This is a genomic window from Vasconcelosia minhoensis LEGE 07310, from assembly GCF_015207255.1.
GTDB lineage: Bacteria > Cyanobacteriota > Cyanobacteriia > Phormidesmidales > Phormidesmidaceae > Vasconcelosia > Vasconcelosia minhoensis.
In genome coordinates this window covers 1-17964 of record NZ_JADEXG010000080.1, presented here as the reverse complement: position 1 = coordinate 17964, position 17964 = coordinate 1, and the positions used below count along the sequence as shown (strand labels likewise).

At 52.9% G+C, this 17964-nt stretch carries 12 protein-coding genes; 5 read left to right on the top strand and 7 right to left on the bottom strand.

From position 1 onward, the window contains the following. A partial coding sequence (locus IQ241_RS22620; protein WP_193911622.1) for a DUF4347 domain-containing protein occupies positions 1 to 1117 on the bottom strand: 1117 nt, incomplete at its 3' end. Positions 1118 to 1335: 218 nt separating this feature from the next. Continuing rightward, the gene (locus IQ241_RS22615) at positions 1336 to 2115 is read right to left on the bottom strand and encodes a WecB/TagA/CpsF family glycosyltransferase (protein WP_193911620.1); all 780 of its coding nucleotides are present in this window, start codon (positions 2113 to 2115) and stop codon (positions 1336 to 1338) included. A gap of 1061 nt (positions 2116 to 3176) precedes the next feature. On the opposite strand from IQ241_RS22615, the gene IQ241_RS22610 reads away from it, so the two are divergent. The 3 genes from IQ241_RS22610 to IQ241_RS22600 all read left to right on the top strand — a co-directional run bounded on the left by IQ241_RS22610 (position 3177) and on the right by IQ241_RS22600 (position 8760). Beyond that, on the top strand, positions 3177 to 4169 hold the full coding sequence (locus IQ241_RS22610) for a phytanoyl-CoA dioxygenase family protein (protein ID WP_193911618.1): 993 nt from the start codon (positions 3177 to 3179) through the stop codon (positions 4167 to 4169). A gap of 782 nt (positions 4170 to 4951) precedes the next feature. Continuing rightward, the gene (locus tag IQ241_RS22605) at positions 4952 to 6424 is read left to right on the top strand and encodes an SLBB domain-containing protein (protein WP_193911616.1); all 1473 of its coding nucleotides are present in this window, start codon (positions 4952 to 4954) and stop codon (positions 6422 to 6424) included. A 62-nt stretch (positions 6425 to 6486) separates the two neighbouring features. Continuing rightward, the gene (locus tag IQ241_RS22600) at positions 6487 to 8760 is read left to right on the top strand and encodes a GumC family protein (RefSeq protein WP_193911614.1); all 2274 of its coding nucleotides are present in this window, start codon (positions 6487 to 6489) and stop codon (positions 8758 to 8760) included. A 23-nt stretch (positions 8761 to 8783) separates the two neighbouring features. Here IQ241_RS22600 and ilvA read toward each other — a convergent pair whose 3' ends face one another. Next, on the bottom strand, positions 8784 to 10298 hold the full coding sequence (gene ilvA / locus IQ241_RS22595) for a threonine ammonia-lyase, biosynthetic (protein WP_193911612.1): 1515 nt from the start codon (positions 10296 to 10298) through the stop codon (positions 8784 to 8786). A gap of 244 nt (positions 10299 to 10542) precedes the next feature. Between ilvA and IQ241_RS22590 the strand changes: the two genes are divergently transcribed. Beyond that, positions 10543 to 12237 (top strand): mechanosensitive ion channel family protein, encoded by a 1695-nt coding sequence (locus IQ241_RS22590; protein ID WP_193911610.1) that lies wholly within the window; start codon positions 10543 to 10545, stop codon positions 12235 to 12237. Positions 12238 to 12634: 397 nt separating this feature from the next. Here the strand turns inward: IQ241_RS22590 and IQ241_RS22585 are convergent, their stop codons facing one another. The 3 genes from IQ241_RS22585 to IQ241_RS22575 form a co-directional block, all read right to left on the bottom strand. Next, complete coding sequence (locus IQ241_RS22585) at positions 12635 to 12850, bottom strand: hypothetical protein (RefSeq protein WP_193911609.1); 216 nt, start codon at positions 12848 to 12850, stop codon at positions 12635 to 12637. A gap of 192 nt (positions 12851 to 13042) precedes the next feature. Further along, entirely contained in the window at positions 13043 to 13816 is a 774-nt protein-coding gene (gloB, locus tag IQ241_RS22580) for a hydroxyacylglutathione hydrolase (RefSeq protein ID WP_193911607.1), read from the bottom strand. Positions 13817 to 13957: 141 nt separating this feature from the next. Next, positions 13958 to 15190 carry an LL-diaminopimelate aminotransferase gene (locus tag IQ241_RS22575; protein WP_193911605.1) on the bottom strand — a complete coding sequence of 411 codons (1233 nt, stop codon included), beginning with the start codon at positions 15188 to 15190 and terminating at the stop codon, positions 13958 to 13960. Positions 15191 to 15281: 91 nt separating this feature from the next. On the opposite strand from IQ241_RS22575, the gene IQ241_RS22570 reads away from it, so the two are divergent. Continuing rightward, positions 15282 to 15884 (top strand): HAD family hydrolase, encoded by a 603-nt coding sequence (locus tag IQ241_RS22570; RefSeq protein ID WP_193911603.1) that lies wholly within the window; start codon positions 15282 to 15284, stop codon positions 15882 to 15884. A 17-nt stretch (positions 15885 to 15901) separates the two neighbouring features. Here IQ241_RS22570 and IQ241_RS22565 read toward each other — a convergent pair whose 3' ends face one another. Next, positions 15902 to 17710: a proline--tRNA ligase gene (locus tag IQ241_RS22565; RefSeq protein WP_193911624.1), complete on the bottom strand. Its 1809-nt coding sequence runs from the start codon at positions 17708 to 17710 to the stop codon at positions 15902 to 15904. Positions 17711 to 17964: the final 254 nt, after the last annotated feature.

The following is a 17964-nucleotide window of genomic DNA, read 5'->3' as shown; positions in this document are numbered from 1 at the left end:
CAACGTCACCCGTGACTTCAATATCAACATCGTCAGTACGATAGGCATTACCGTTGTTGCCAGCACTCTTGTCGAAATACTCAACTCCATTCGTCCCTGCAAGGTAGTCCTCTGCTTCGATGCGAATAGTCCCTACAGGAATTGAGACGCTAAAGGTCCCGATTTCACCAGAAGATACGGTGTTGCCGCTGGTATCACTTATTTCACCAGCATTGACAACAATGCTATAAGTCCCGTTATCGTCCCAGCCCCACATACTGCCAGGGGTAGCAATCGAGTAAGTTACAGTACTAGAGGTGCCATCAGCATTTGAATCAGTGCTAACCAGTGTAACGGGTAGCACAGTACCATCTGGAGCAATAACTGTTATATCAGAACTATCAAAACTGGTTAGATCAAGTCCTGTTTCATCGTAATAAGTGACAGTAAAGGTATAAGTATCAGCCCCTGTAGAAAGGAGAGCAAGTGCAGCAACGTTTTCGATAATTGGCGCAATTTCGTCCATGAGAACATGTTTGTAAGACTGAAAAGTTAACCGTTTGAGAGCAAGGCGAGGAATAAAGTCTGAGGTTCTAGTATCAAGGTCCCAGTTTCTACCTTTGGCAAAAAAGCCGATTGAAGTTGAAGAAGCCGCGATCGCAACCCCAACCCTCTCATATAAACACTGAATAAACTCTGCTCCAGCTTGCCCCGCCGCGACCCGACACCCATATAGAAGCATTTGGCCACCGTCGGCGAAGGACTCTGACCATCGCTCAAGCGTCGCAGAATATTGGTCAAAGTTGCTCGCAGAAAGCGAGCTGGAGCCTAGCTTGAGACAGCCTGAACTCCCGTGGGAAACAATATGAAGACTTTGAACGTCTTTAAATTTAGCTAGGAGGTAACTGATTTGCTCAATCCCATCTTTATCAGGATCTAATAAGAAACCCCGGTATTCGGGTAGAAGCCCCTCAAGCAAAACACTATATTCTTCGATTCCTGAGTCAATGAAGACTAGATGGACAGCATTGTTAGTGAGCGTAGAGATTTCTAATTGAGAAGGAGTATTAATCTGCGTCAAAGCGTAAACCTGAACGGGCTTCTGACAAAAAATTTTCTCGGGTGTAGCGATTTGCATAGCTATAGGCTCTTGAAAAGCACAGTTTTCAAAGTGAATCTAAAGGTTTTGATGGCGGTATGAGCACAGATATACCTACCTGCCAAGTCAGCTATATTTTCACACTTTCAATAAAGATTAGAGAGGTAGCAGCTGTATGAGCGAAGAAATCTCATGCTAAACAGCAGCTATCTGCACCCTCCAATCACTCATCTCAAAAAAGAAATGAGCTGAATCCACTAAAAGCGCAGCATACGGCGTGGCTTCACTTTTCTATGCCCGCTGACTTGCTGTAGCGCTAGCCAAACGAAAGGTGGGATAGTTGTAAAATAGCGTTTCCATAGTCGGCGGGGTTCTTGAACCAGCCGGTATAGCCACTCAAGCCCATTATTGCGGATCCAGTTTGGAGCGTGTTTTTTCATTCCTGCATAAACGGGAAACACCCCGCCAATTCCTACCATAACAGACTTAATTTTTCCCTGACGGTCAGCCATCCAGCATTCCTGCTTAGGGCATCCAAGCGAAACAAAAGTAAAGCCAGCACCGCTATTGTTGATACGCTCAATCAGTTCAGCATCTTCAGACTCAGCTAGCTCTCGAAAAGGCGGCGACTCCATACCCGCAAGCTTGAGATTCGGAAACTCGTGCTTGAGCCTAACTTTCATCTTGTCTAGGACATCCCAGGTAGAGCCCAGCAAGAAGACCGGAATATCAAACTTTACAGACTCTTGACAAAGCGCGAGAAAAATATCCATACCGGCTACTCGGTCTTGTCTTTCAACGCCGAGAGAGCGCATCACCCATACCAGAGGCATGCCGTCAGGCGCTACGAGATCGGCACTTTCCAAAGCAGGTCGGAGCCGACTATTTCCACGAGACTCCATCAGCATATGAACGTTAGCCACGCAGACCATTCTGCTGGAATGATGCTTGGCCCAAGCGACCATGATTGAAATCTGCTCTTTAAACGGCAGTGCCGTGACAGGTGAACCAGTTACGGAAACCTTAGGTAGCTGCATAGGATGTCCCCACATCATAATAATGATTTATCTGAAATTAGGTGAAAATAAACAAAAGGTTTTTTACCTCATCGTCAGCGATCGCAGCGCAGCAGATGGCTTCCCATAGAATGGATTTTTAAGGCACATGCTGTACCGGGTAGGACTTAATAAATATTCTCAAACAGAATATCTAGAAAGGCCTCAAGCACTTTAGGAACCAAAAGTGGTGACAGCATAAAGCAAGCCTAAAATCGCTGAATATATAGTGAATAGCACCAAGACGGAATTCTAGCCTTGCGCGTACCATAAGGGGCCAACCAAGAGGAGAAAACAATCAGCCAAACAAGGGGACCGTTGAGTAACCACAGGCATAAAACTATACTTACGCCCATCCAATTAGGTGAATCAACCCTTGGACAGATGATTTATCAAAGCCTCATATTGCTGACGAAAAATCAAGGTTAAAGATGCGACGAGTTTATCAAAATTTCATATACTCACACGGTAACTGCGCATTTCCACCGATCAAATGTCTTGGCCTTGCGGCTTTCACGCAGACGATAGGTCTCAATTCATCTTGCTAAAGTTATGTAAAGATACCTACCTTTTGGATCAGGCAGGCTTGACAAGAGCAGCGGAAAGAGGTTTGTTTATTAGCCGACTAATATTCACTGTGCATACAGTTCATTAAATCCTCACACAAGCTTGAGTAATACTCTTTATAACTTCACTAACTTAGCTGTAACGTGCTCGTGCTAGGTAGCAGTATGGAATTGGAGCAGCGTCAAAGCTATAGGTATGGATAGATAAGTGAGATAGGTACGAGCGAATAAGCGACAGATTGCAAAAAAAATATAGAGATTTTCAACCCGGATGCTCTATTTACTATCCAAAAGCTTCGATTTTCAGTGATTTTGCGCAAGTTCTCGCAGCCTGGCTAAGCCGTTGACCAACTTTGCGTTAAATCGCTCTAATCAGAACACGGCTTTGGCTGTCACTACGGCCTAGCGTCGTGGCTGCAGTTTCCAAAGCACCGAATGTGTTCAATGTCATAGAGTTAAATTTATAGTTATTATTTTATGAAAGTTTATTCAGAAGCTTGGCGTAAGCTTTTTTACATATTAAGTGCTGCCATAGGTAAACCTCAGTGGTTCATCGTTTTCTTACTAGGGCGTTTTCGACTAATTCGCTCTTTTTATTTGCTTCTTCTAAGTTTTTGCTTTCACCAGAAATTTGAGAGGGTTGACTCGCATTCAATATTTAAGAATTTAGATGTGAGTAGGGTCGTAACTGATCTTAGAGAACACGGTATCTTTGCAGGAATATTTCTTCCGGAAACCGTTTTGCGTGATTTGCATCAGTATGTTGACTCTCAGTATTGCTTTGCCGGTGGAAGAACGAATCTAGGTGTCAGATTTTCCAATAAAAATGAGTTAGATAAAATTTACGGAAAGCCTTTTTATGTTGCTCGATTTTTCAACATTAGTGCAAACTGCCCTGCGATTTTAAAGCTCGCTAATGACCCTAAAGTACGAGAAATAGCTTCTAAGTATATAGGAAAGCCAGCAATATATACGGGTTCCAGCATGTTCTGGACATATCCTATCAGGAATAAATCATATGACTCAGATCAGCAGAAATTTAGTCAATACCATTACGATTTGGATGATTTTTCCGGAGTTAGATTCTGCTTTTATCTCAGCGATGTAGACTTTGATAGCGGTCCACATGTTTGTATTCGAGGCAGCCATCGAAAAAGGTCGCTGCTTCATACTCTAAATTTCTTGAGCCGCGTACAGTTAGAAAGCGAGCTTAGGAAAGTGTACCAGGATGACCAGTTCATGACGTTAAAAGGGCAAGCCGGTTTTGGATTTATCGAAGATACTTTTTGCTTTCACAAGGGCGAAGTCCCTGCAAAGCGACCTAGGCTTTTCCTACAGCTTCATTTTACTGCTAATAACTATAATCGAACCGAGTATCACGACTATCGAGATCCTGATAAGTTAGAACTATTTGATTTTTCTAGCCATCATGCAAGTCTTGCTGCGGTCGCTTCTGAAGCGCGTGGATAGCCATGACGCCCTAAGTTTATGCAGTCAACTGTACCTAGCCAGTAAACACTGTAATCAAGAATCCAAGGCTTTGATTTTGAGCTTGCTATGAGACATGTCCATCAAATCGAGCATTCTGAAAATAAGTCTCGAGCGATTAAAGTGGCCATTGAACCTCGATGTAGGCATGGTACCTTCGGTATATTCTTAATACCATGTGGTAGCTATCCGAAGGCGTTGGTCGTCTTTGGCATCAGGGGTATGGGCTCTATTTGCCCGAACGCCCGACTTAGTGGGAATGAACTCCTCATGCTTTCTATACCAGAAGGATATTACTCAGTCAAGGTTTATCTGCGATCGCGCTACGCCATATTCATGCTGCTTTTCGGTTTGGCAAAAGGCCTTGAAAATGTAGAAAATTGGACTGTCTTATATTCTTTTGGCGTCAGGGATTTAGAACGTGAGTGCGTACACCGTTAGCGGCTGCCTGTCTGAAATTTAGTCCGCTTCAGCATTTACTAGACGCTCACGCTGTTTCCTCACTCTTTTGACCCTCACAGACTTCACAAAACTCCCTGTTTTATTTCAGCCATATAAGCATGTGACGCGGCATCAGTATTTTGAGGTGTGTTCAAGCTACGATATAACTTGCCCTTCAGGCAATTCTACAGCAAGTGATAGGTGCCTCTTGCCCACAGTAAGCGCTGGATATAGGCTCCCATCGCAGGCGAATCTAAAACGAAGATATCCCGTGACACCGTTGCAAAGAAAGATCTAAGTTTTTATCTAATGGTTTGGCAGTGATGACTGAATCGACCGCTTCAATTTCGTTTAGTCGTTCGAGGCTCTTTGCTCGAGGGTTTTGCTTACTTTTCTTAGCGCTGAACTTTCCTGCGGTCGCGATCGCGCAGCAGCCCCTTACTGAAGACGCCGTCACCGTTCCCGTTTCTCCTCTAGAACGCGCGCTTGCTCCTGAGGCCTATATATTAGGAGCCGGCGACCGAGTGCAGGTCGATGTCTTTCGCATTCCTGACTATAGCGGTGAGTATGAAGTTTTAGTCAGCGGCACCTTGAACTTACCAATGATTGGCCAGGTTGCCGTCGCTGGCCTGACCCTAGCGCAGGCTGAGGCTGCTTTATCCCAAGCCTATGCCCAGCGGCTGCGGCGGCCCATTGTGAATATTTTTTTAATTGAGCCCCGCCCGCTGAGGATTGGCATATCTGGTGAAGTCTCGCATCCAGGAGCCTATACCCTTGAGCGAGATGGGACACAGTTTCCCACGCTGGTCAGCGCCCTAGAAGCGGCTGGAGGCGTTACGCAGGCAGCCGATTTACGTCAGATCGTCATTCAACGAGCAGCCGGCAATGGGCCACAGCAAACGCTGGTCGCCGATCTCTGGCAGTTCCTTGAAACCGGCGATCTGCGCTATAACATTCCGCTGCGAGATGGTGACACCGTATTGATCCCGACACGGGATAGCTTTGACTCGGCAGAATCACTACAGCTGACCGCTGCCAGCTTTGCGGCTGACGAAAGCCGCCCTTTAAATATCGCCGTGGTCGGCGAGGTATTCCGACCGGGGCCTTATACCGTGACTGGAACTGCCCGGACAGGTGAGGCAGGCGTTCCGGGAGGAACCGGTAATGACAGTATTCCACCAACCGTCACACGGGCGATTCAGGTGGCAGGCGGCATCAAGCCTGAAGCCAATATCCGGGAAGTTAAAGTCTACCGCAGAACCCGGAACGGTCAGGAGCAAACGATCGATGTCAATCTCTGGCAGCTGCTAACTGACGGCGATATTACTGAGGATATTGTTTTGCAGGAGGGCGATACGGTTTTTATTCCCCAGGCGGAAGACTTGCTGCCTGGGGAAGTGACCGAGATTGCGGCAGCCAGCTTTTCCCCAGATACGATTAGAGTTAACGTCGTGGGTGAAGTTGATGACCCCGGCGTCGTTGAGGTGCCACCCAATACGCCGCTCAGTCAGGGTGTTTTGGCCGCAGGGGGATTTAACAACCGGGCCAGGCGAGGTGTAGTCGAGCTAGTACGCCTCAACCCAGATGGAACGGCGACCCAAACCTCTATACCCATAGATTTTTCCGAAGGAATTGATGAAGATATGAACCCGCTGCTGCGGAATAATGACATCATTATTGTTAAGCGCTCAGCATCCGCGTCGCTGGCAGACACGCTGGATACCATTGTGGTCCCGCTGGGCAGGGCGCTTTCCATTTTTACAATTCCCACGACGATCTTGAACCTGTTTGACTAATACTTAACAGTTGGTCAAGGCGCTGCTCTTGTAAACTGCAGTTAACGGATACTTTACCTAACATGGCATCCGAGCTCTCGCTACCGCCAGCTAGCACAGTCCCCCAAGATTTTGATCAGGAAGGGGGAATCCATTTAGACCGCTTATTTGCGGCTTTGAGGCGGCATGTACCTTTAATTTCTGGCGTCACCGTTCTGACGGCAGCGGGTTCAGTACTGTTGGCAATTACCGATAATCCGACCTATCGGTCCAGCGTTGAGCTGCTAACGCCCCCCGTTACTCTGGAAACTCAGATTATTTCTGGGCTCAACCCAGAAGCACTCAGTAACCAGCCAGACGTTGTCAGCGTCCCCATCGATGAGACCAAGCTAAAAATTCTGACCAGCCCTCGGGTGATGGACCCGATCGTAGCAGAGCTGCAGAAAAGCTATCCCGACCTGACTTACAAAAAAGTCGTCAATAATTTAAAGTTTATCCCCAGTGACATGGGAACGACTTTAACAGTTCAGTATCAGAGCGATGAACCGGGTCGAGTGACCGAAGTTCTGGAAGTAATTGCAGCCGCCTATCTGAGATATAGCCTAGAAGATCGACAAAACGATATTTCCCGAGGAATTGATTTCGTCGATGAGCAGCTGCCAGTAGTCAGAGATCGCGTTGAGTCACTGGAGGCAGACCTGGAAACCCTGCGTCAAAGCGCTAATCTGATCGATCCGCTGGTACAGGGAGAGCAGCTCTCTGAGCAGATGGCTAAGTTTACCGCCCAGAAATTTGACCTGTGGGTAGAGATGGAGCAAACCCGCAAGCTCTATCAGGAGCTTCAGCGGGAGCTCGCCGAAGGAGAAGAGCTCGCTGCGACTTCAGTTCTATTAGAGAGCGATCGCTACCAGGCGCTGCTCAACCAGCTATTAGAAGTGGACAGCCAGCTGGCCAGTGAACTATCCCTGTATTTGGAAAACAGCCCGGAAATTGGCGTAATTCAAGATCAGCGTGCCAATCTCCAGCCGCTGCTGGTCAAGGAGGGCATTCGAGTCCAGGAACAGGTGGCAAGCTACATCCGAGAATTAGAAGACCGCGATCAGGCTCTGAGCCAAACCGTTGAGATTTTGAACCAGCGGATCAAGCGCCTATCCACCGTAGCCCGGCAGTACAATTCCATCCAGCGGGATTTGGAAATTGCGACGACTAACCTGAATCAGTTTCTGACTAAGCGCGAGGCGCTGCGGATCGATGCCGCCCAGCGTCAGACCCCCTGGGAAATTTTGACGCAGCCTTCAGACCCACAGGTTTCATCAGCCAGCGCCAAACGAAATCTGGTGTTGGGCACCGTACTGGGATTGCTATTAGGATCGGGCCTGGCCATTCTAGTTGACCGCATGAGTGGCAAAATTCACACCATTACAGAGCTAAAAGAGGCAGCTCGCCTGCCGCTGTTAGGAAATATTCCCTACAGTCTGCTGCTTGAGAACGGTCAACCCCTTATCCTTCCTAGGAACCAGCTAGGAGAGATGGGATTCGATCCAGGCGCTTTTGAGCCCTATCCGTCCCAAAATGGGCAGACCTCTACTCGCTTTCTAGAGGCGTTTAGCGTCCTGGCGACCAATATTCGGCTCAGCAACCCGGACAGCCCGGTAAAAGCCCTGACGGTTAGCTCGGCGATCCCCGATGCAGGCAAAAGCACCATCAGCTTTCACCTGGCGCACGCTAGCGCCGCTATCGGACAGCGGACCTTACTGGTTGATACCGACCTGAGACGCCCCAGCCTTCATAGATTCTGCAATGTCTCCAATGACCAGGGACTATCAAACTACGCAACCGGTGAATTTGACTTGGACGATATTCTTGTTCGTCTTCCCATCGATGAAAATCTATTCTTGATTCCTTCAGGACCCGTGCCTCCCAATCCGCTTAAAACCCTGTCTTCGAATAGAATGGCAAACTTCTTTCAGGAAATTTTTGAAAGGTTCGACACCGTTATCTTCGATTCCCCGCCGCTGCTCGGCTTCGCAGATGCTTTTATGGTCGCAGAAAAATCTCAGAGGCTGCTGCTGACGGCTCGCCTGGGTCAGGTCAAATACTCTCAGCTCCAGTCGGCGTTGGATGAACTATACATTGCAAAGATTCCTGTCATAGGAATGGTGGCGAATGCCTCAAAGCAGGTCAGCGACGAATCCTATAGCTACTATCAGTACTATCGTCCCTACCACCAGTCTCTTGAAGAAGCGAACGAGCGATCAGGCCACCCGGATAATGGCTCGAACAGCAACGGCTCAAACGCAAATGAAAAAGCAGCCTGGCATAAAGCTCTGCTCAACCCTTTCAGTAAACGCCGCTAGTTCCGCAGGGGACAGACGCTGGTTTATCCCAGAAATAGCTTATAGGCCGGGTTTTGGTTTTCGTCCCAGTAGCGATAGCCCAGCGTTTCCAGAAAAGCCTGCCATTCCTGCATTTCAGCTGGAGGCACCTGCATTCCCACGACAATTCGGCCATAGTCAGCACCATGATTACGGTAGTGGAACAGGCTGATGTTCCAGTTGGGGCTCATGGCGGTAACGAATTTCATCAAGGCTCCGGGGCGTTCGGGAAATTCGAACCGGTAGAGCAGTTCGTCGTGGGCCAGGGGAGACTTACCGCCGACCATATGGCGCAGGTGGAGCTTGGTCAGCTCATCGTCGGTCAGGTCCAGGGCATCGAAGCCGCGTGCGGTGAAGGACTGCATAATCCGGGCGGCGTCGGCGCGATCGCGGATCTGCACGCCCACAAAAATATGGGCGATCCGCTCGTCGGCAATCCGGTAGTTAAATTCGCTGATGCTGTGGCTGCCCAGCGTTTCGCAAAACCGGCGGAGGCTGCCGCGAGCTTCAGGAATAGTGACGGCAAAGATGGCTTCGCGGCGTTCGCCCAGCTCGGCCCGCTCGGCCACAAAGCGGAGCCGGTCGAAGTTCATATTCGCGCCACAGGCCACCGCCACCAGGGTTTCCTGCTGGATGCCAGTGCGTTCGACGTAGGCTTTGGCCCCCGCGATCGCTAAGGCCCCCGCCGGTTCTAAAATGGAGCGGGTGTCCTCAAAGACGTCCTTAATCGCGGCGCAGGTATTATCTGTATCGACCAGGATGATCTCATCGACATACTGCTGACACAGTCGAAAGGTCTCTTCTCCTACCTGCCGCACCGCCACCCCATCGGCAAACAGGCCCACCTGGGGCAGCCGCACCCGCGTCCCGGTTTGCAGCGACTGGGTCATTGCATCGGCATCTACCGGCTCCACGCCAATAATTTTGGTCTCGGGCCGCAGCCGCTTGACATAGGCAGCGATTCCCGAAATCAGGCCGCCGCCGCCAATCGCCACGAAGATGGCGTGAATCGGCTGCTGACACTGCCGCAGAATTTCCATGCCAATGGTGCCCTGACCGGCAATCACGTCGGGATCGTCAAAGGGATGAATAAACGTAAGCCCCTTCTCGGCCTCCAGCTGACGGGCGTGGGCGCAGGCATCGTCAAAGGTGTCGCCATGGAGCACGACGATGCCGCCCTGGGCCATCACCGCGTCGATTTTGACCTGGGGCGTGGTCACCGGCATCACAATCATCGCCGTTGTGCCCAGCCGACTCGCGCCTAAGCTAACCCCCTGGGCATGGTTCCCCGCCGAGGCAGCAATCACGCCGCGCTTGAGCAGCTCGGGCGGCAGCTGAGCCATCTTGTTGTAAGCCCCCCGCAGCTTAAACGAAAAGACCGACTGGACGTCTTCGCGCTTCAGCAGCAGCCGATTCTGCAGGCGTTCTGAAAGCCGCAGCGCCGGCTCTAGCGGTGTCTCCTGGGCGACGTCGTAGACGCGGGCGAGGAGGATACGTTCTAGATAGTCGGGGGAATTCACGGATACGAGCGCGGTGGATAGCGGCTGTCGAGGGATAATAGATGGCAACCAGCATTATTTTTCCATAAGCCTATCTACCTATTGATAGAAAAAGCGGCTATGACGGTCGGCTATGCTGGGTCGGTTTAATTGTATCGCTTGCAGAGGCCCGATCAGCCTGATTCGGCTGTTGCCCTACAACGCGAGACCGATTGAGAACCGATTGAGAACCGATTGAGAACCAATTGAGGCTTGGGAGGACGCCATGAAAGCGGTAAGGAAGATTCTGATTTGGGCGATCGCGGTTGGTCTCAGCTGTCTGCTGATCGGCTCGCCTTCCTGGGCGCAGGAAACGCCAGGAGCGGAATATTCGATCTTATCCAGGTTTGACCAGCTCGGCCTTTCCAGCCTTAAGGAGGTCTTTCAGCCCGAAACCGATCCGATTGAGACGCTGACGGTCTGGCTCGATGGCGTCCCCCTATTTGAAGTTGCGGCAGCGGGCGAATTTTCGGCAGCAACCCGGGTTAACGAAATTGAGAAGCGGCTGCGGCAGGCCGCGCGGCAGGGCTTGCAAACCAATTTGCCGCCTGTGACTTGGCAGATAGACCCGGATAGCAATCTGCCGGTGCTTTCTATTGGCGATCGCTTCCTGATGACCGTCACCGAGCAGGACGCCCGGGCGGGCGGCGTCCTCAGTACCAAAATCCGAGCGGCAGAACTTGAACAAGCGATCGAAGCTGCCCTCCGCCGGTATCGGCTAGAGCGGCAGCCGCGCTTTTTGCGACAGCAGTTGCCCTGGGCCGGAGGTATTCTGCTAGCAATGATTATGATCAGCGGATTACTCCGATTTATGCGCGGCCGACTGGTTCTGCCCGCAGCGTCAGGCGGCCAGCCTGAATCGTGGCAGGGCCGGGCGGCAAGAGATTTTCTCTCGCCGATCGCGGCCCTGCGGGAACGGGTCACCGTAAAGCAACGGCGATACCTGCGGGACTTTAAGCGCTGGGGATTTCGGCTGGCTCAGGTCGCAGTCTGGGGCGGCGGCAGCCTAGTACTGCTGGGTCTGTCTCCCTATACCCGCCCCTGGCAGCCTTTTTTGCTAAACGTACTGCGACTGCCGCTGATCATCATCCTAGTGATCGTGCTGTGCTATGGAGTCATTCGGCTGGGGGAAGTGCTGATTAATCGGCTATTTCTGGCGGTACAGGAAGAGGCACTGCCTGACTCGGTGCGATCGCAGCGCCTGACGCTGCGCTTCTCCACGTTCTCTCAGGTCAGCAAAAATATTCTCGCAACCTTTGTGATTATTGTCGGCGTGCTCGCCGTGTTTGCCCGTTTGGGCGTCGATTTAACGCCGCTGCTGGCCGGTGCGGGGATTATCGGTTTAGCGCTCTCCCTCGCTTCCCAAAACGTGCTCAAAGATATTATCAATGGCTTCTTTATTCTGATGGAAGACCACTATGGCGTTGGCGATGTGATTATTGTCGGCGATGTGGCGGGTTTCGTAGAAACGATGAACCTGCGGATTACCCAGCTGCGCAATGAAGAAGGTCGCCTGATTACCGTCCCCAACGGTCAGATTGGCGTCGTCCAGAATCTTTCAAAAGACTGGTCTCGGGTAGACCTGCTGATTCCGGTGTCGCTAGAATCTGACATTGACAAAGCCTTAGCCATCATTGCTGATGTCGCCGAAGAGATGCGTCAGGAACCCGACTGGCAGTCTCTCATCCTCGAACCGCCGCTGGTCCTGGGCGTAGATAATTTGGACCATGCTGGCGCCACGGTGCGACTGTGGATCGTCACCGCGCCTCTAAAACAGTGGGACGTTGCTCGAGAATATCGCCGCCGGCTCAAGAACCGCTTTGACCAAATGGGTATTGTGATTGGCGTACCGCAGCAAACGGTCCATGTTCACCCGGATCGTACCGCTCCGGCCGTAGCAACGGCTCATCAGCCAGATTAGTGCTCCTTTAATCTCATCAACGCCAGGGCAGGTGTAGGTCAGTAGTCAGACAAAATTAGTTACACATTTTTTACAAAGAAGAGACTGATGTCATGCCGAGTTGATCGAGGCATCTCGCTCAGAAACATCGGCAACTGGGAGATTCTACCCTGCGGGAAGCCGCAAGCGTCTACGCTCTGTTGCTCCCCTGGAGCCGCTGCGCGAACGGAATGACAACTCCATCTATGTAAATTTTAATGCCTATGCATTGATGACTGTGGCAATTGCAACGGCGGGGTCTGAGGGATCTTCGTAGCCTGCGGTCTCTAGGCCTAAACGACGATCCCGGAGAACCTAAAATTTCTCCGGGATCGTCACTCACTATGGGCTAAGCCATGGCGAATCTACACATCGGCATCTACGCATCGCGTTCGTCTAGCTCTTCGAGCCGCAGCTGTTGTAGAGTCTCCCCTTCAGAGAACTTCACCGCTTGCTTTTCGCGGGCGTCTAGTTCTTCTATGCGCAGATCGTGCAGCGTGTTTTCTTCAGAGAATTTGGGTGCCGCTTGGGCAGCAGGCGCGATCGCGGCAGCCGTCAAGAGGATGGATAAAACAGAAATAGTTGCGCGTTTCATAAAGCAGCTCCTTAAAATCGAATCGTCAACGCTTTTTAACGTCTTCAATTCCCATAATGGAGCTGCAACTTTAACCTCAGTCGAGAAGCTGATGAGCGCAAAGTTAGGATTTTATGACAAAAATGAGTATCCTATGAGACAAAGCTGAGAATTTTTGTATTTTAGGATACAAAAATTCCAAGACACCATTTGCTAAAAGCGATCCTTTAGGCCCCGAATATGGGCGAAGGTTTGCACCGGGTCTTGGCTATTGGCCACCGACTGGATAGCAGGCCGATCCCAACGGAGGAAGGGATTGGTTGCTTTCTCGACCCCCAGCATCGAGGGAATGGTGGCCTCGTTTTGCTGACGGGCGGCGGTGACCTGCTGCAAGCGCGATCGCAGTTCCTGATTCTCCTCATCCACGGTCAGCGCAAACTTGAGGTTTTTCAGCGTGTACTCATGGCCGCACCAGACTCGGGTGTTGTCCGGCAGCGATCTCAGCTTGCCCAGCGAAATCAGCATCTGCTCCGCCGTCCCCTCAAACAGGCGGCCACAGCCCCCGGCAAAGAGCGTATCGCCGCAGAAGAGTTCCCCTGGCTCCTCCGGCTGCTGCGGGGGAAAGTAGTAGGCAATATGGGCTCGGGTATGACCGGGCACGAAGTAAACTTCCCCCGGACGACCGGCAAACTCGACGCGATCGCCCTGGGTCAGAAAATATCGCTGGTCGGGAATTCGGCCCGTATCTTCAGCACCGCCGTAGACTTCGGCGTTCGGGAATCGTGCTAGCAGTTCCCGGTTGCCGCCGATGTGGTCCAGGTGATGGTGGGTATTGAAAATAATCGTTAGCTCTGCCCCGAGCTGGTCAAGCTGTTGCAGAACCGGCTCCGCCTCCGCCGGATCGACCACCGCAGCGGTATTCGTAGCCTCGTCGTGTAGGACGAAAATATAGTTGTCAGAAAGAGCATTGAGTCGGTAAATTTGCATGGTGTTTGGCAAGGGTAGTCGGCAAAGATGATGGGAAAAGGGCGGACGGGGGCATGCTAGACAATCGCCTATTCGACGCCGTCCGGTCGGGCCGCCTCAGGCTAGTGGACTAGCCGCTTCAGTATCAGCATCGGCTTCAGACTAGACCTTAAACTGCTCAGCGATTCGCTGCATGGCCGTTTCAACATTCTCACGGCTGTTAAAAGCCGAAATGCGGAAGTAGCCTTCCCCCGCCGCGCCAAAGCCCGATCCTGGCGTTCCAACCACGTTGCAGTGATAGAGCAGCTTGTCGAAGAAGTCCCAGCTGGAGAGTCCCGCCGGAGCCTGCGCCCAGACATAGGGGGCATTGATGCCGCCGTAGACCTGGATGCCCGCCGCGGTGAGCTGCTGGCGGATAATTTTGGCATTCTCCAAATAGAAGGCAATCAGCCCTTTAACCTGCTGCTGACCCGCTTCGGAGTAGACCGCTTCGGCGGCGCGCTGCACGATATAAGAGACCCCGTTAAACTTGGTAGACTGCCGCCGGTTCCAAAGCTTCCACAGCTCGACATCGGAGCCATCTGCCGCTTTTGCGGTCAGGGTTTTGGGAACAACGGTAAAGGCGCAGCGGGTGCCGGTAAAGCCTGCCGTTTTAGAAAAAGAGCGAAACTCGATGGCGCAGTTTCTAGCTCCGTCGAGTTCGTAAATCGAATGGGGGAGTTCGGCATCGGTGATGAAGGCTTCGTAGGCGGCATCAAAGAGAATAATTGAGCCGTGGGCGCGGGCGTAGTCTACCCAAGCCTGGAGCTCAGCCCGACTAGCGGTCGCCCCGGTGGGATTGTTGGGGAAACAGAGATAAATCAGGTCTACTTTCTCCTCAGGAATCTCTGCCGTAAAGCTGTTCTCAGCGGTAATCGGTAGATAGACCAGACCCTGGTATTTACCGTCATCCATCGCCCCCGTGTTGCCTGCCATGACGTTGGTATCGACATAGACTGGATAAACCGGATCGGTGACCGCAATCGTATTGTCGCGGCCAAAGATGTCGAGAATGTTGCCGCTGTCGCATTTGGCCCCGTCGGAGACAAAAATCTCTTCGGCACTGACCTGGCAGCCGCGAGCTTGGAAATCGTGCTGGGCAATTTTTTCGCGCAGCCACAGATAGCCCTGCTCTGGCCCATAGCCATGGAAGGTCTGCCGCTGGCCCATATCTTCAACCGCTGCCACCATCGCCTCGCGGCAGGCGGCGGGGAGCGGTTCGGTGACGTCACCAATCCCCAGCTTGATGATCGGTGCGTCGGGATTTTCGTCGGTGTAGGCTTTCACCCGCCGAGCAATTTCAGGGAAGAGGTAGCCCGCCTTGAGCTTGAGGTAGTTATCGTTGATCGTCGTCATGGCGCTAGGGATGAGTACTGCCGCTGTTTTTGCTAGACCCTTAGCTTAGCAAGGGACGCTACACTGCGAATGGCCTTTCCACATCCGCTCGATGTTTCCTGCTTTCCGCGATCGCAGCTGCTGGATTTTTGACATGGACGGCACCCTCACCGTTGGCATCCATGACTTTGACGCCATCCGCCGCGAGCTGGGGCTGCCGGCTAACGAACCGATTTTAGAAGCGCTGGCTCAGCTGTCAGCAGCCGAAGCTGTCCCGCTGCGTCGGCGGCTGGCCGATATCGAGACTGAGCTTGCCCATCGGTCCCAGGCTCAGCCAGGCATACACCCGCTTCTGTCAAAGCTGCGATCGCAGGGCAAGCGGCTAGGCGTGCTGACTCGCAATGGCAAGCAGATGGCTCACACTACGTTAGCCGCCTGTGGATTAAATGACTTTTTCGCGCCTGAAAATGTGCTGAGCCGCGACTGCTGTGCCCACAAGCCCAGCCCAGACGGCATCCTGAAGCTGCTAGACCGCTGGCAGGCCGCACCGACTGAGGCGGTCATGGTCGGCGACTACAAGTTTGACCTGATGGCCGGTCGGAATGCCGGGACGGCAACGGCTTACTTCGATTCGACCGGTGAATTTCCCTGGCGGGAATATGCGGATGTGTGGGTGCGGGATTTAGGAGCGCTGGTGGATTGGGTAGGGGAGTGATGGGGTGATAGGGATAGCTATGGGCTGGTGGCTTCTAGGACCCAGCGCTTGATGACTTCGACGACGTCTTCTAGGACAATGTCCTCGGTTTCGCCGCTGGCCCGCTGGGTCACTTCGACTTTGCCTGATTTGAGCGATCGCCCGGTCACAATCCGGAAGGGGATGCCGATTAGCTCGGCGTCTTTGAACTTGACGCCGGCTCGCTCGTCGCGATCGTCTAGCAGGGTTTCGACACCGGCTGCGTTCAGTTCCTGGTAGAGCGTTTCGGCGGCTTCGGTCTGCTGGGCATCGCCGATGTTAGGAATGACGACGATGGCGTGGTAAGGCGCGATCGCGACCGGCCAGATAATCCCGTTTTTGTCATAGGACTGCTCGACGGCGGCCTGGGCCAGGCGCGAAACGCCGACGCCGTAGCAGCCCATGAACAGGGGATTGTCTTCGCCCTGCTCGCTGGTGTAGGTGGCCCCCAGAGCCTGGGAATATTTGGTGCCGAGCTGAAAGATATGGCCAATTTCAATGCCGCGGGCGGAGCGAATGAGCTGGCTAGGGTCGTGCTGGGCGCGATCGCCTGCGATCGCTTTGCGTAGATCGACCACCTGTTCGGGAAGGCGAAAGGTATCGCCCCAGTTAGCGCCGACGACGTGATGGCCGCTCTGATTGGAGCCGGTGACGAAATTCTTCAGCTCGACCACGGTGGGGTCAGCCAGCCGCAGGAATTTGGGCGCGACGGCTGACTTAGGGGCAATGTAGTCGTCGGCCAGGTCAGGCGCGATGTAGCCCAGCGGTAGAGGCTTTGTGGCCCACTGCTGCTGCGCTTCGGCGTCAGGCACGGTTAGATCAATTACGGTACTGCCACCATAGTCGCTGGCCTGCCGGGTGAGCTGGTTTTGCAGCTTCACCTCGTTGACGTCCTGGTCGCCGCGGATGCTCACCAGCACGAGGACAGACCGCTCGTTGTCATAGGTCACCTGGTAGAGAACGTTTTTGACAATTTGGCTGGGCGAGCAGTCTAGAAAATCGCACAGGGACTGGATCGTCGGCGTGTTGGGCGTGTCGAGCTGCTTGCAGGTGTCAAAGCGCGACGGCTCAGCTTCGGGCGGCAGTGAAACCGCCTTTTCGACGTTGGCGGCGTATTGGCCATCGTCGGTGTAGAGCACCTCGTCTTCGCCGGCCTCCGCCAGCACCATAAATTCGTGTGAGCCAGAGCCGCCAATTGCTCCAGAGTCGGCCTCAACGGCGCGAAAGTCCAGACCGCTGCGGCGCAGCATGTTGGTGTAGGCCCGGTACATATCGTCGTAGGTCGCCTTCAGGCTGGCGTGGTCCGGGTGGAAGGAGTAGCCGTCTTTCATGATGAATTCGCGCCCCCGCATCAGGCCAAAGCGGGGCCGAATCTCATCGCGAAATTTGGTCTGAATCTGGTACAGGTGCAGCGGCAGCTGGCGGTAGGAGCGAATCATGTCCCGGGCAATCGTCGTAATCACCTCTTCGTGGGTGGGCCCCAGGGCCACCTGCTGCTCCCGCCGGTCGATGAAGGCAAACATGATGCCTTCAGCTTTGGTATAGGTATCCCAGCGGCCAGACTCTTTCCACAGCTCGGCCGGCTGCAGCTGCGGCAGCAGGCATTCCTGCGCCCCGGTCGCGTCCATCTCTTCGCGCACAATTTTCGACACTTTGGTCAAAACCCGCCACAGCAGCGGCAAATAGGCATAGACGCCGCTGGCAATCCGCCGTATGTAGCCCGCCCGCAGCAGCAGCTTATGGCTGGGAATTTCTGCTTCTGCCGGGTCTTCGCGCAGGGTGACAAAGAGCATCTGAGACAGTCGCATACCAGGCTTCCTTACTAACGCCAGCGCGATCGCTGCTTCCAACTCGGGTGCATCCCGATTATGCAGAACCAGGTTAGCGCCCTCATCCCCCTGCCCCTTCTCCCCGAGGAGAAGGGGAGCCGGAACTGGGCCAAAAGCCATAGTTCGGCTCAAAGTCCCTCTCCCCGGGGAGAGGGATTTAGGGTGAGGGCTTACAGCAATTTGCAAAATTGGGATGCTCTCTCCAACTCAGTCTAGAGCATGACCTGCAGAAG

Coding starts and splice junctions, on each gene's coding strand:
- gloB (WP_193911607.1), bottom strand. CDS start 13,816: ATGCAAATTTACCGACTCAATGCTCTTTCTGACAACTATATTTTCGTC.
- IQ241_RS22570 (WP_193911603.1), top strand. CDS start 15,282: ATGTTTCCTGCTTTCCGCGATCGCAGCTGCTGGATTTTTGACATGGAC.
- IQ241_RS22585 (WP_193911609.1), bottom strand. CDS start 12,850: ATGAAACGCGCAACTATTTCTGTTTTATCCATCCTCTTGACGGCTGCC.
- IQ241_RS22605 (WP_193911616.1), top strand. CDS start 4,952: ATGACTGAATCGACCGCTTCAATTTCGTTTAGTCGTTCGAGGCTCTTT.
- IQ241_RS22600 (WP_193911614.1), top strand. CDS start 6,487: ATGGCATCCGAGCTCTCGCTACCGCCAGCTAGCACAGTCCCCCAAGAT.
- IQ241_RS22590 (WP_193911610.1), top strand. CDS start 10,543: ATGAAAGCGGTAAGGAAGATTCTGATTTGGGCGATCGCGGTTGGTCTC.
- IQ241_RS22565 (WP_193911624.1), bottom strand. CDS start 17,710: ATGCGACTGTCTCAGATGCTCTTTGTCACCCTGCGCGAAGACCCGGCA.
- IQ241_RS22610 (WP_193911618.1), top strand. CDS start 3,177: ATGAAAGTTTATTCAGAAGCTTGGCGTAAGCTTTTTTACATATTAAGT.
- IQ241_RS22615 (WP_193911620.1), bottom strand. CDS start 2,115: ATGCAGCTACCTAAGGTTTCCGTAACTGGTTCACCTGTCACGGCACTG.
- IQ241_RS22575 (WP_193911605.1), bottom strand. CDS start 15,190: ATGACGACGATCAACGATAACTACCTCAAGCTCAAGGCGGGCTACCTC.